Consider the following 13,453-nt stretch of genomic DNA (forward strand, 5'->3'; position numbering starts at 1 on the left):
TTACCTAAAGATATGAAAAATTTGCCAGACTTTTATGTTAAATACTTATAATATTCGTATATCAAGGATTTTTTCGTCTTCAAGGTACGCTTCAAGAACATCATTTTCCTCTACTTTTCCAACCCCTTTTGGAGTTCCGGTATAAATAAGATCGCCTACCCTTAATGTGAAGTACTGAGAGGCGAACGCAATAATGTCATCAATATTGAACAACATATCTTTCGTATTGCCATCCTGAACCTTTTCCTTATTTTTTAATAATGAAAAAGAAAGATGATCTAGGTTGTATTTATCCTTTTTAAAGAAGTTTCCTACCACAGCAGAACCATCAAATCCCTTTGAAAGCTCCCAAGGAAGTCCTTTTGATTTTAATTCGCTTTGAAGATCTCTTGCTGTAAAATCAATTCCTAAACTAAGCTCTTCATAATGTTTGTGAGCTGTTTCCTTCTGAATATATTTTCCTCCTTTAGATACTTTTATTACTACTTCCAGTTCATAATGAATATCATTGGAGAATTCAGGAATATAAAAATCACTTCCCTTTAAAACCGCAGTATCCGGTTTGATGAAAATAACAGGGTTCTCTGGAATTTCGTTTCCTAATTCTTTAGCGTGTTCGCTGTAATTTCTTCCTATGCAGATGATTTTCATAATTCTTTATTTTTTAATTTACTATACTTTAAAATGTCCTTTCCTGCTGCTGTTTTGCTATTCCTTTTTAATGTTATAGCTGGCTTTAATGTGTAAATTCGTTGCCACAGTAATAGCATATAAACTTATCACTGGTTAAAAATGAGATCCCAAAGAAACTTGTTGCTTTATCGTCTCTGTAAATATGATTTGAACCACATTTAGGACATACAAAATCAAAATCAGGATTTTCAATGGTATGTTCTACCTCTAAAGAATATTGTTCATTATCTTTATAATCCTGAAGAACCTGCATTGCTTTTTCAATATCTTCTTCAAAAACCTGAAGCTGAATTCCACCTACAGCCTGGGAAAGCAGCCAATCCGACTGAATAAGCTGTTCATTCGCAATGAAACTGTTGATTCCGTTTTCAGCTAGAATCTGTTTATCCCTGTTAGCTTCCAGGGCTGTTTCATAAAATTTAAAGCGAACCAGATCCGACATATTTAAAATCTGCTTGACAATTGAATTTTGGTAAAGACTTTCTTAGTATACAAAGGAAAATCAGCATTCTGAAGCCATCCGAAATAGCCAAGATCCTTTTGGAAAACAGCTTTTACGCCTTGTCCCTTATACTTTCCGAAGTTGAAAATTTCTTCCTGCTTATCATTATATCCAATAAATCCGGCCAGGTCTGCATTTTTATTATGGAATGTAAATTCACTCAAAAGAGCTATTTCATTCGGAATATCGTCATATTTACCTACCTGAGCATCCAATACCTCAAATGTTGCCAATACATCAGCTTCCGCAGAATGTGCATTTTCTAATGTTTTTCCACAGTAAAACTGATAAGCTGCTCCAAGATTTCTAGGTTCTTTTTTATGGAAAATAGTCTGGGCATCTACCAATCTGAACTTGCTAAGATCAAAATCCATTTCCACTCTTAATAATTCTTCTGCTAAAAGAGGAACATCGAATCTATTGGAATTAAAGCCTCCCAAATCTGCACCGGTGATCATTTCCATAATCTTAGGCGCAATTTCCCTGAAAGTAGGAGCGTCTTTTACATCTTCATCATAGATCCCGTGAATTTCACTGCTTTCTTTTGGAATAGACATTTCCGGATTAACGCGCCATGTTTTGCTTTCTCTGGATGCATCAGGATTTACTTTTAGAATACATATTTCAACGATTCTGTCTTTTCCGATGTTGGTTCCTGTTGTTTCCAGATCAAAAATACAAAGTGGTTTATGGAGTTTTAAGTTCATGTTGAATTAATAATTTAAAAATGTGTTACATAGGAAGTCCGTTGACTTCTATTTGAGTTGTCTCTGAAAAATAAGAGATATTAATATATAATAAATAACGAGCATCGGAATTCCTACAATCTGGAAGATCGCAAGAATAGCAATACCTCCTACAAGTAAGACTATTTTGGGATAGTTATCTTTTAATGCTTTTGATTTAAACTTCATAGCCATCATCTTTATAGGGCTTATCAATAGCCATGAGGTAAGAAGACTAAGAATAATCAGCAGTAACCCGTTTTCAAACAAACAGCTGAAACTTCCGGTTTCTTTAAATGCATAATACAATCCAAAGAGTAAAACAGTGTTGGTAGGAGTATTCAGTCCTTTAAAATAATACCTCTGTTCTTCATCAAGATTAAAGATAGCAAGTCTCAGACAGGAAAAAGTAGTAACCACTAATCCTATGTACTTAATCTCGAAAGGAAAATGAATGCCAAGAAGCTCTGCACCGAATGGCTCAAGTGCTTTATACATCGTAAGCCCGGGGATTAATCCAAAACTTACCATATCCGCAAGGGAATCCAGCTGAAGCCCCAGATTGGAGTTTGATTTTACGGCTCTGGCAACAAACCCGTCAAAAAAGTCGAAGATAGAGGAGAGGATAAGGCATATCGCCGTAGTTTGATAGTCTCCTAAAATAAGATGTATTGCACCTATACATCCAGCAAATAAATTAGCCAGAGTCAAGGCATTGGCAAGATTATTCTTTATAAAATCCATAAGGACAAAATTAATGTTTTTAAAAATTCTAACTCAAAATAATATGAACTAAAAAATGCAATAAAGTGATTTTGGTGTAAATTTGTGCCATGAAATTTTTAAAAGGATTTAGAAAACAGGAAGTTCTGGTATTGCTGTACAGGATTTTTTTAGCTTATGTTTTTTATCAGATCGCACGACTTTTATTTTGGTATTTTAATAAGGACCTGATCAAGGTAGATTCTGTTTCAGATTACCTGAAGCTTGCTTATCATGGGACGGCTTTCGATACAACGGCAATTTTGTACGTCAATGCATTGTTTATTCTGCTCAGTCTTCTTCCGTTGGTTATCAATACAAAGAAAGGCTTTCAGAAAGTTCTTTTCTGGATTTATTTCATCACTAATGGTTTGACGTACGGCATGAATTTCGGGGATTTTATCTATTATAAATTTTCTCAGGCAAGGCTTACTTCTGCAGTATTTCAGGTGGCAGAACATGAATCTAACGTTTCTCAGACGCTGATGATCTCTATTGGCGAGCATCCTTTTGTCCTGATCTGGTTTATTGTTTTAATGGGATTGTGGGTTTTCCTTTATAAAAAAGTAAAGGTAGAAGAATCAAAACCTGCCAAACTGCTTCCTTACTTTCTTTCATCTATTGTTACCTTATGTATTACGGCTGTTTTAGTTGTAGGAGGAATCAGAGGAGATTTCAAACACAGTACAAGACCTATCAATATGGTGGATGCAACACGTTTTGTGACGAATCCACTACAAGGAAATATAGTTCTTAATAGTACATTTTCTTTTTTTAGAACATTAAATACAAATAATTTTAAAGAAGTTCATTTTGTAGATGAAAAATATATTGAAGAGAATGTGCAGCCTTATAAAATCTATGAGCGAAAAGTAGAAAACCGTCCCAATATTGTTATTTTTATTGTTGAATCTTTTGGAAGAGAATATTCCGGAGCTTTTAATAAAGATAAAAATATCAAAGATTACGTTTCCTATACTCCATTTATAGACAGTTTAGCAACTCAAAGTCTTATTTTTCCTAACACGTTTGCGAATGGAAGGCAGTCTATTCACGGAATGAGCAGTGTACTGGCAGGAATTCCGAGTCTTACGGATGCTTTTACAGGATCACCTTATTCCAACCAGAAAATTCAATCTATTGTTTCTGTCTGTAATGATTTGGGATACGACACTTCTTTTTATCATGGTGCGCCTAACGGTTCCATGGGATTCCTTGGTTTTGGAAATATTTTAGGATTTAAACATTATTTTGGAAAAACAGAATACAATCACGATGAAGATTTTGATGGAATGTGGGCAATCTGGGACGAACCATTCTTACAGTATTTTGCTAAAAATGTTGGGAAAACACAGCCATTTATGACAACTGTCTTCACCGCATCTTCTCACCATCCGTTTAAAATTCCTGAAAAATATAAAGGTAAATTCAAGAAAGGACCGCTGGAAATACATGAACCCATGCAGTATACAGATTATGCTATTAAAGAATATTTTGAAACGGCAAAAAAGCAACCGTGGTTTAAGAATACAATTTTCGTATTCACAGGAGATCATACCAATCAGATTTATTATCCTGAATATGAAAAAGGCATGAACCGTTTTGCGGTACCGTTAATTTTTTATTCACCAAATCCGGAATATAATCTTAAAGGAGAAAATCCTGAAATTGCACAGCAGATAGATATTTATCCTACATTAGCAGATCTTATCGGTTATAATAAACCTATCAGAAGCTGGGGAAGAAGTTTGGTGAGTGATAAAAAATATTCGCAGATTATGGTGAATTCCGATGGTAATACAGAGCAGTTCATTATCGGGAACTATATGTATCGTTTTGATGGCAAGGAAATTGTGGGAGTTTATGATAAAGCAGATATAGGTTTTGAAAAAAATCTTATTGAAAAGATAAAAACTCCAGAAGTGGAAAAGGGTAAACAAACTGCTAAAGCTTGGTATCAGGATTATATGAGCAGAGTGATTAATAGAAAGCTGAATTAATTTGCTCAATATTCCGGCTTTATAGCCTTTATGCTTTGTATAATAAAAGTTTTTGTTCGTTGAAAATTAATTTATATTTTTATCAATACATAGATAAGATTACTATATTAAAATTAAAACTATAAGAAATATGAAAAAGTTAATGTTAACATTTGCACTTTCTCTATTCAGTGTGCTTACTTTTGCACAGATTGAAGGGAAGTGGAAAACGATAGATGATGAAACAAAACAAGCTAAATCTATTGTAGAGATTTTTAAAAAATCAGACGGGAAATATTATGGGAAAGTATCTCAATTGTTGATAAAACCTACTGACCCGAACTGTACAGCATGTAAAGATGATAGAAAAGGAAAGCCAATTGTAGGATTGGAAATCATCAGAGGATTGAAAAAAGAAGGTGATGAATTCACCGGAGGAAATATTACAGATCCTAAAACAGGTAAAACTTATAAATGTACCATTACAAAAAGCGGTGATAAGCTGAATGTAAGAGGTTACTTAGGATTATCATTATTAGGAAGAACCCAGGTTTGGGAGAAAGCCAACTAATATAAGCTTAAATAGAATTTTGAATGACATTTCGTTACGAAATGTCATTTTTTTTGTGAAAATATGTAACGAAAATAAAATCTCCCCACTTATAGAATATGAGCACCGAACAGGAGAAAACATTTATCGAATTTTTTAAGCCGAATCAAAAGCTTATCCATAAGATATGCAGGATATATACGGACAATATGGATGATCATCAGGATCTTTTCCAGGAAATCACCATACAACTGTGGAAATCCTTTCCCGGATTCAAAGGAGATTCAAAATTTTCTACCTGGATGTATCGGGTAGCGTTGAATACGGCGATCACCTTATTCCGAAAACCAAAAAAGAAAGATGCACAAGCTGTAGATATTGATATTTCCACTCTTAAAATGGAATATGAAGATGATGAAGACGATGAACATAAATTACAGAAGATGTATAAGGCAATCTATGAACTGTCTGATGTAGAAAAAGCTTTAATCATGATGTATCTGGAAGATAAACCCTACAAAGAAATAGGAGAGATCCTCGGGATCACAGAAGGAAATGCAAGAGTGAAGATGAACAGAGCCAAAAATAATTTGAGAACCAAAATAAACACAAAATAATATGGACGAATTAGAATTACTGAAAAAAGACTGGAATAAAGAATCAGATGACTTTAAAGAATATTCTGAAAACGAAATTTATGACATGATAAAGAATAAATCAGTTTCTATCACCAAAACATTATTGCTGATTGGTGCCATTGAAGTTGTGCTATGGACTTTATACGGATATCTTGATAAACAGTTCCCTTATATCAGAATAACAATGTTTGTCGTTTTTACAGGATTAATTGTTTTTCTGTTCCGTAAAATGAAAACCGGGCAAAACAGTATTGCGTTAATGAAAAGTATTTTAAATCTGAGAATCCTTATTTTAGGATATGCGTGTATGTCATTACTGCTGGTAATTGTGGATAGTATCCTTCACTTTGATCATAATACAAGAGAGTTTATGGCAGGATCCAGAGAGGGTTGGAATAGTTCTCATCATACAACAGCTTTACCCACCAATCCTGATAATATGATACCCGGAACAGCGAATTATATCATTTTTGGAATTGTTGTGATTATTGGTTTCTATATTCTGTATAAAATATATAAAAGAACCTACGGGAAAATTCTACAGGACCTTAGGAAAAACTATAAGGAATTGAGTCTTCAGGAGGAAAAATAATTTAAGAAATGAAGCTGGAAGTTAATGTTAGCCGTTTTTGAAAATAATTTCGGATAATGGTAACGGTTTGAATTTTAAAAGTAATTGAAAGGACGTTAATTTATTCTTTCAACCTGTAATAAAATTCCCTCTTTCAGCTTTCAGTTCACTTTTTCACCAAACATCCTTTCTTGAATTATCATTAATATTAAAGTACCTCGCTCAAATGAAACGCCTTTTTATTATGTGTATAATAAAAAAACACTATTTTTGTAGTCTAAATTTTTCAAGAGAATATGGCAGAATATACTTTTCGTGAGGTAATTGCACAGGCAATGAGCGAGGAAATGCGTAAAGACGAATCTATCTACCTGATGGGGGAGGAAGTTGCAGAATATAATGGTGCATATAAAGCTTCAAAAGGAATGCTGGATGAATTTGGTCCAAAAAGAGTGATCGATACACCGATTGCAGAACTTGGGTTTACAGGGATTTCTGTAGGAGCTGCAATGAACGGGAACAGACCAATCGTAGAATTTATGACATTCAATTTCTCATTAGTAGGGATTGACCAGATTATCAATAATGCGGCGAAGATCCGTCAGATGAGTGGTGGACAGTGGAACTGCCCAATCGTTTTCCGTGGACCTACTGCTTCTGCAGGTCAATTAGGAGCTACACACTCTCAGGCATTTGAAAACTGGTTCGCTAACTGTCCGGGATTGAAAGTAGTAGTACCTTCAAACCCTTATGACGCAAAAGGATTGTTGAAAACAGCTATTCAGGATAATGACCCGGTTATCTTCATGGAATCTGAGCAGATGTATGGTGATAAAATGGAAATTCCTGAAGAAGAGTACTACTTACCAATCGGAAAAGCAGATATCAAGAGAGAAGGTAAAGATGTTACTTTAGTTTCTTTTGGTAAAATCATGAAATTGGCGATGCAGGCTGCTGAAGATATGGAGAAAGAAGGAATCTCTGTAGAAGTTATTGACCTTAGAACAGTTCGTCCTTTAGATTTCGATACTATTTTAGAGTCTGTAAAGAAAACAAACAGATTAGTGATCTTAGAAGAAGCTTGGCCATTTGGATCTGTATCTTCTGAAATTACATACATGGTTCAGCAAAAAGCATTCGATTATTTAGATGCTCCAATCAAGAGAATTACCACTCCTGATGCACCTGCACCATACTCAGCTGCATTATTTGCAGAGTGGTTCCCTAAACTTGAAAAAGTAAAAGAGGAAATTAAAAAAGCGATGTACGTAAAATAATTATAGAGAAAAACTTCCGAAAGGAAGTTTTTTCATTTATTATATTCATGAAGAAAAATTCTTGGGGTCATAAAATTGATATAAATTTGCGCTTTTAAAAAAATAAATTGGCTGATATGGCAGAAGTTACAGAAGGCGGTCATCACTTTGACTTAAAGAAGCTTTCATTTGTAGGCGTTATTGTTTCGCTTGGAATCGTTTTCGGGGATATTGGAACCTCTCCGCTCTACGTAATGAAGGCGATTGTAAACGCAAGAAAAGACGGTGCTACCATGCCGTTTGATGAATACATTGAGGGAGCATTATCCTGTATCATCTGGACATTGACGCTTCAGACCACTCTTAAATATGTGATCATTGCTCTTAGAGCAGACAACAAGGGTGAAGGTGGAATTCTGGCGTTATATTCATTAGTAAAAAAGCTCAAGAAAAAATGGCTGTATGTAGTCGCCATCATAGGAGCATCCACGCTGGTGGCAGACAGTGTTATTACCCCTTCATTAACCGTGATGTCGGCGATCGAAGGATTAAAGATTTATAACCCCGAAACTCCGGTTGTCCTCATCACCTTGGTCATTTTATTCATAGTCTTTGTCGTACAACAGTTCGGTACAGCTTCTATTGGTAAATTCTTTGGACCCGTCATGGTGACCTGGTTCCTGGTTTTAGGAATTTCAGGATCAATGCATATTTTTGATCATATCGAAATTATCAGGGCTTTCAATCCTATGTATGCCTATAACCTGATTACCCACTCATCAAGTGCCATCGTGATTATGGGAGCTGTTTTCCTTTGTACAACAGGGGCAGAAGCTTTATACTCAGATTTAGGACACTGTGGAGCAAAAAATATCAGAATCAGCTGGATCTTCGTTAAACTAATGCTTATCCTGAACTATTTAGGACAAGGATCATGGTTGTTGGATAACTATCACCAAGTACACAACGGTGTAAACCCTTTCTTTGGAATTATGCCTGAGTGGGCAGTTTTACCAAGTGTAATTTTGGCAACAGCAGCTGCTATTATTGCCAGTCAGGCTGTAATTACAGGATCATTCACTATGTTCTCGGAGGCAATGTCAATCTCTTTCTGGCCCAACCAGCATATTGAATATCCTTCAGGGATTAAAGGACAGATGTATATTCCTAGAATCAACTGGGGATTAATGGCATTCTGTTTTGTAGTGGTAATATTTTTCCAGAAATCAGAACGTATGGAAGCAGCTTATGGTCTTACGATTACGATTACCATGCTAATGACTACCATTCTTCTTTTATTCTGGTTAAGCCGCACTAGAGTTAATAAAATCTTTATCATTGGTTTTGCAATCGTTTACCTGTTCCTGGAATCTGGTTTCTTCTATGCGAATGTAATTAAGTTTGTTGATGGAGGCTGGTTAACAATGGTATTAGGCGGATTCATTGCAGTATGTATGTATGCTTGGTATAATGGTAGATTGATTAAAGCCAACTTTATCCAGTATGTAAAGATTGATAAATACATTTCAATCCTTAAAGACATGAAACTGGATGAAACCATTCCAAAATATGCGACTAACCTTGCTTATCTGAGCAGAGCCAAAAGAAATGATGAAGTAGAATCAAAAATTATCTATTCCATCATCAAAAAACAACCTAAAAGAGCAGATCATTACTTTATTTTAAGTATTGTAAACCAGGAAGATCCATATACATTCAAGTATACAGTGGATGAAATTCTTCCGGGAACTGTTTATAAGATCAATTTCCTTTTAGGATTTAAAGTAGACCGAAGAATCAACGATTATTTCAACATGGTATTGAGAGACCTTATGGCAGACGGAACCATTCCTTCAAGAAGCAGCCACCCGTCTTTAAGAGCTCATGATATACCGCCGGATCTGAAGTATGTGATTATAGATAATACTTATATCAACGATATACTTTTAACTGTTAAACAAAAGATTACCCTTAATATTTACAACTTCGTGAAGTATATCGGAAGTGATGATTTTAAGGCTTGGGGAGTATCTTCTCACAACGTTGAGGTAGAATCTGCCCCTATTACAGAGCTTACGGTTTATGACAATAAAATCGAACAGTCCGGGTACTTCCGTCACAACTCTTAAATGTTAGGGTATTTAACCATACTATCTATTTAAATAAAAATCAATAAATTTGTAGATAATTTTTTTAATGGATACAGTACAAAAAGAAAAAAATATAGCCTTAATCAAGGACGTTTTAAGAAATTACCTATTAGAAAAAGGGTTCAGAAACACTCCTGAAAGGTATACGATACTAGAAGAGATTTATAATATGGATCATCACTTTAATGTTGATGATCTGTATCTTCTCATGATGCAGAAGAAATATCATGTTTCTAAGGCTACTATTTACAATACTATTGAAATTTTCCTTGATGCAGGATTAATCCGTAAGCATCAGTTTGGAGAAAAGACCCTGACCTCTTCATCTTATGAGAAGTCTTATTTTGACAAACAACATGACCACTTGGTGATCTACAAAAAAGACTCTGATAAAGAAATTGAAGAAATTATTGAATTCTGTGACCCAAGAATCCAAGGAATCAAAGAAGCCATTGAAGAAGCATTTGGCGTAAAAATTGATTCTCATTCGCTATATTTCTATGGCACTAAGAATGATTAATTAATGAGAATAATCCTTTTTCTGTTTATCTTTATTTCTACGCTCAGCATGGCGCAGGATAAAACCCCTGTGAAGAGAGATCCGTACTTACAGAATACTTCACCGGCAAAACCGCAACCGCTGAAACCTGAAGAGAAAATAAAGCTTATCAACGCAGATAAAATTATCAAAGACCCGGCAAAATATGAAGGCAATCAGTACTTTATCGGTAATGTTCAGATTGAACAAAAAGGGTCTATCCTTACAGCAGATGAAGTAGTTCTTTACAGTGAAGAGAACTTTGCCAAAGCAATCGGCAATGTAAGACTTCAAAATGCTGATGGTTCTGTCATTACAGCAGGAGAAATGGAATACGACGGTAATACTCAAAAAGGTGTTGCCCGAAAAAACGTTGTCCTTACAGATCCTAAACAAACCATTAAAACAGAAATTCTTTATTATGATAAGCTTGCAAGCCAAGCATACTTTAATACAGGCGGAACCATTTCTGATACTCAGGGAAATGTGATGTATACCAAATCTGCTACCTATTTTCTGGATACTAAAATGATTGATTTCGTTGGAAATGTGAAAATAGATAATGCACAATACATCATTGAAGGAGCCAATATAAAACAAAACCAGAATACAAAGGTGGCTGAGTTTTTTGGTCCTACAACCATTACCAACAGAGCAAATCCTAAAAACAGGGTCTATACAGAAAGAGGAACTTACAGAATGGAAACCAAAGAAGCTTTCCTGAATAAGAATTCCAAGATCTTTTATAATGATAAAATCTTGACTGGTGATGATATGTACTTCAATCAAATTACAGGTTTTGGTAAAGCAACCGGCAATGTAACGCTGGATGATCCGAAAGAAAGACGATATATAAAAGGCGGATACGGTGAGATCTTTGAGAAAAAAGACTCTTCCATGATGACCAAAAGTCCGTATGCTGTTAAGATCATGGAGAAAGACACTGCCTATTTTGCCGCAGAAAAAATTATCTCCTATCAAAAACCGGATTCTTTAGATATCACTGTAAAGAAAAGTTTTTTAAGAGCTTATAAAAAGGCAAGAATATATAAATCCAATGCACAGGGTAGAGCAGATTCTATTGCTTTTAACGAAACAGATGGAGTAATGCATATGTTTACAAACCCTATTCTTTGGAGCGGAGAAAAGCAGGTAACCGGAGATAAGGTAGAAGCTTACTTTAATACAAAGAATGAAAATATAGACTCCTTGAAAGTTATAGGAAATGCTTTTGCGATCAGTAAGGTAGATTCTTTAACACTGAAAGATGAATTCAATCAGGTAAAAGGGAAATTCATGACGGTCTATTATCAGGGAAATGACATTAAAGAGGCAAGAGTGGTAGGTAACGCACAAGCTATTGCCTATGTAGATGATGTAGACCAGGAAACTAAAAAACCTGAAAGAATAGGAATTACTCTTTCAGCATGCGGGATCATAGGTGCTTTATTTGAAGAAAGAGCTTTACAGATCATTTCATGTAGTATAGGAGCTGTATCAGATACCTATCCGATGAGTAAAATAGAACCCTCACGAAGGAAGTTTCCGGATTTCAACTGGAATACCAAAGACCGGATCAGGAAATGGCAGGATATATTGGTAGACAGTCCTAACAATGAAGAAATAAAGTATACTGCAGATAACGAACTCTTCGATAAAGCTCAGAAAACAATTGATGACGAAAAAGCCAAAGAAGAAGCCAAGAAACCAAAAAGAGTAAGAAAATAATATATGAACCGCTTCAATGAAGCGGTTTTTTATTTATTAAGTTAATAGAGATCAAATTTTCTTTACACTCATTATTCAGAAGAGCTTTTATTCCCAGTCAATTATTTCGGCATTTGCTGAATCTTTTATAGCTTTGCTGAAATTTTTTGAGACAATGGAAATGCACAAAGATTTTTTTATATATCAGGCACAGACTACGAAATTTGCCGCAGGTTTTGAAGTAGAAAAAGCAGAAGGAAACTATATTTATGGTACCGATGGAAGAAGATATCTTGATTTTGTAGCAGGAGTTTCTGCCAATACATTAGGACATTCACATCCAAAAGTGGTCAACGCTATTAAAGAACAGGCGGATAAATATCTTCATGTAATGGTATATGGAGAATATGCACAGGAAAAACCTATTGCTCTTTGTAAATTGCTGGCAGAAGCTACTCCGGAACCTTTGGAAGTTACCTATTTGGTAAACAGTGGTGCAGAGGCAATTGACGGAAGTTTAAAGCTGGCAAAAAGATATACAGGAAGAGAAGAAATTGTTTCTTTCAAAAATTCTTACCATGGGAATACTCACGGGGCATTAAGTGTTTCAGGAAATGAAAATCATAAACGAGAATTTCGTCCGCTATTGCCAATGGTCACTTTCATTGAATTCAATAATGAAAATGATTTCGATAAAATTACTGAGAAGACAGCCGGTGTTATTCTGGAAACCATTCAGGGGGCAGCAGGGTTCTTAGTTCCGGATCAGGACTATCTAATTAAATTGAAAAAAAGATGTGAAGAAGTAGGAGCGCTTTTAATCTTAGACGAAATCCAGCCGGGGTTTGGAAGAACAGGGAAGCTATTCTCTTTTGAACATTTTGGAATCGTTCCCGACATCCTTGTTATGGGAAAAGGAATGGGTGGCGGAGTTCCTGTAGGAGCATTCATGAGTTCCAGAAAAATTATGGAAACATTATCTCATTCACCAAAGCTGGGACACGTTACTACTTTTGGAGGGAATCCTTTGATTGCTGCAGCTAGTTATGCTACCTTAAAAGAAGTGCTGGAAAGTGGTTTGATGAACGAAGTGGAAGAAAAAGAAAAATTATTCAGAGAACTTCTGGTTCATCCGAAGATTAAAAATATTAACGGTAAAGGATTAATGCTTGCTGTAAACCTTGGAGAACCGGAATATACACTGGAAGTAGCCAAAAAATGTATGGAAAAAGGACTTATTGTTTTCTGGCAGCTCTACAGAAATGAATACCTGAGAATCTCCCCACCAATGACTATTTCAAAAGATGAAATAAGAAAAGGATGTGAGATTATTTTAGAGATTTTAGATAACAAATAAGCATTTTAAGTTAAACGTTTTGAAT

General features: G+C 35.2%; 13 protein-coding genes. 9 read left to right on the top strand and 4 right to left on the bottom strand.

Features of this window, described 5'->3' with window-relative positions; genetic code table 11:
* Positions 1–45 precede the first annotated feature (45 nt).
* From AC5YGG_RS09670 to AC5YGG_RS09685, 4 genes are all read right to left on the bottom strand, one after another.
* Positions 46–651, bottom strand: coding sequence for a fumarylacetoacetate hydrolase family protein (locus AC5YGG_RS09670; protein WP_496144309.1), 606 nt, complete (start codon positions 649–651; stop codon positions 46–48).
* 85 nt (positions 652–736) lie between these two features.
* Positions 737–1,135 carry a putative signal transducing protein gene (locus AC5YGG_RS09675; protein ID WP_496144310.1) on the bottom strand — a complete coding sequence of 133 codons (399 nt, stop codon included), beginning with the start codon at positions 1,133–1,135 and terminating at the stop codon, positions 737–739.
* Positions 1,136–1,137: 2 nt separating this feature from the next.
* Complete coding sequence (locus tag AC5YGG_RS09680; RefSeq protein ID WP_496144311.1) at positions 1,138–1,902, bottom strand: exonuclease domain-containing protein; 765 nt, start codon at positions 1,900–1,902, stop codon at positions 1,138–1,140.
* A gap of 48 nt (positions 1,903–1,950) precedes the next feature.
* A complete protein-coding gene (locus tag AC5YGG_RS09685; protein ID WP_496144312.1) occupies positions 1,951–2,664 on the bottom strand; it encodes a CDP-alcohol phosphatidyltransferase family protein in 714 nt (237 codons plus the stop codon).
* Between the two features lie 89 nt (positions 2,665–2,753).
* On the opposite strand from AC5YGG_RS09685, the gene AC5YGG_RS09690 reads away from it, so the two are divergent.
* From AC5YGG_RS09690 to AC5YGG_RS09730, 9 genes are all read left to right on the top strand, one after another.
* Positions 2,754–4,682 (top strand): LTA synthase family protein, encoded by a 1,929-nt coding sequence (locus tag AC5YGG_RS09690; RefSeq protein ID WP_496144313.1) that lies wholly within the window; start codon positions 2,754–2,756, stop codon positions 4,680–4,682.
* 130 nt (positions 4,683–4,812) lie between these two features.
* Positions 4,813–5,232 (top strand): DUF2147 domain-containing protein, encoded by a 420-nt coding sequence (locus AC5YGG_RS09695; protein ID WP_496144314.1) that lies wholly within the window; start codon positions 4,813–4,815, stop codon positions 5,230–5,232.
* 98 nt (positions 5,233–5,330) lie between these two features.
* Complete coding sequence (locus AC5YGG_RS09700; protein ID WP_496144315.1) at positions 5,331–5,828, top strand: RNA polymerase sigma factor; 498 nt, start codon at positions 5,331–5,333, stop codon at positions 5,826–5,828.
* Between the two features lies 1 nt (position 5,829).
* Positions 5,830–6,441 carry a DUF8845 family protein gene (locus AC5YGG_RS09705; RefSeq protein WP_496144316.1) on the top strand — a complete coding sequence of 204 codons (612 nt, stop codon included), beginning with the start codon at positions 5,830–5,832 and terminating at the stop codon, positions 6,439–6,441.
* Positions 6,442–6,716: 275 nt separating this feature from the next.
* On the top strand, positions 6,717–7,697 hold the full coding sequence (locus AC5YGG_RS09710) for a pyruvate dehydrogenase complex E1 component subunit beta (RefSeq protein WP_496144317.1): 981 nt from the start codon (positions 6,717–6,719) through the stop codon (positions 7,695–7,697).
* A gap of 116 nt (positions 7,698–7,813) precedes the next feature.
* Positions 7,814–9,805: a KUP/HAK/KT family potassium transporter gene (locus tag AC5YGG_RS09715; RefSeq protein WP_496144318.1), complete on the top strand. Its 1,992-nt coding sequence runs from the start codon at positions 7,814–7,816 to the stop codon at positions 9,803–9,805.
* 67 nt (positions 9,806–9,872) lie between these two features.
* Positions 9,873–10,346 (top strand): Fur family transcriptional regulator, encoded by a 474-nt coding sequence (locus tag AC5YGG_RS09720; protein ID WP_027374694.1) that lies wholly within the window; start codon positions 9,873–9,875, stop codon positions 10,344–10,346.
* Between the two features lie 3 nt (positions 10,347–10,349).
* Complete coding sequence (locus AC5YGG_RS09725) at positions 10,350–12,092, top strand: OstA-like protein (RefSeq protein ID WP_496144319.1); 1,743 nt, start codon at positions 10,350–10,352, stop codon at positions 12,090–12,092.
* A 160-nt stretch (positions 12,093–12,252) separates the two neighbouring features.
* A complete protein-coding gene (locus AC5YGG_RS09730) occupies positions 12,253–13,428 on the top strand; it encodes an aspartate aminotransferase family protein (protein ID WP_496144646.1) in 1,176 nt (391 codons plus the stop codon).
* Positions 13,429–13,453: the final 25 nt, after the last annotated feature.

It is taken from the genome of Chryseobacterium sp. CS2K3 (assembly GCF_059515185.1).

What these genes read in the sequence shown, in the direction of transcription:
- AC5YGG_RS09670 (WP_496144309.1), bottom strand. Translation starts at nt 651, where the DNA reads ATGAAAATCATCTGCATAGGAAGAAATTACAGCGAACACGCTAAAGAA.
- AC5YGG_RS09675 (WP_496144310.1), bottom strand. Translation starts at nt 1,135, where the DNA reads ATGTCGGATCTGGTTCGCTTTAAATTTTATGAAACAGCCCTGGAAGCT.
- AC5YGG_RS09680 (WP_496144311.1), bottom strand. Translation starts at nt 1,902, where the DNA reads ATGAACTTAAAACTCCATAAACCACTTTGTATTTTTGATCTGGAAACA.
- AC5YGG_RS09685 (WP_496144312.1), bottom strand. Translation starts at nt 2,664, where the DNA reads ATGGATTTTATAAAGAATAATCTTGCCAATGCCTTGACTCTGGCTAAT.
- AC5YGG_RS09690 (WP_496144313.1), top strand. Translation starts at nt 2,754, where the DNA reads ATGAAATTTTTAAAAGGATTTAGAAAACAGGAAGTTCTGGTATTGCTG.
- AC5YGG_RS09695 (WP_496144314.1), top strand. Translation starts at nt 4,813, where the DNA reads ATGAAAAAGTTAATGTTAACATTTGCACTTTCTCTATTCAGTGTGCTT.
- AC5YGG_RS09700 (WP_496144315.1), top strand. Translation starts at nt 5,331, where the DNA reads ATGAGCACCGAACAGGAGAAAACATTTATCGAATTTTTTAAGCCGAAT.
- AC5YGG_RS09705 (WP_496144316.1), top strand. Translation starts at nt 5,830, where the DNA reads ATGGACGAATTAGAATTACTGAAAAAAGACTGGAATAAAGAATCAGAT.
- AC5YGG_RS09710 (WP_496144317.1), top strand. Translation starts at nt 6,717, where the DNA reads ATGGCAGAATATACTTTTCGTGAGGTAATTGCACAGGCAATGAGCGAG.
- AC5YGG_RS09715 (WP_496144318.1), top strand. Translation starts at nt 7,814, where the DNA reads ATGGCAGAAGTTACAGAAGGCGGTCATCACTTTGACTTAAAGAAGCTT.
- AC5YGG_RS09720 (WP_027374694.1), top strand. Translation starts at nt 9,873, where the DNA reads ATGGATACAGTACAAAAAGAAAAAAATATAGCCTTAATCAAGGACGTT.
- AC5YGG_RS09725 (WP_496144319.1), top strand. Translation starts at nt 10,350, where the DNA reads ATGAGAATAATCCTTTTTCTGTTTATCTTTATTTCTACGCTCAGCATG.
- AC5YGG_RS09730 (WP_496144646.1), top strand. Translation starts at nt 12,253, where the DNA reads ATGCACAAAGATTTTTTTATATATCAGGCACAGACTACGAAATTTGCC.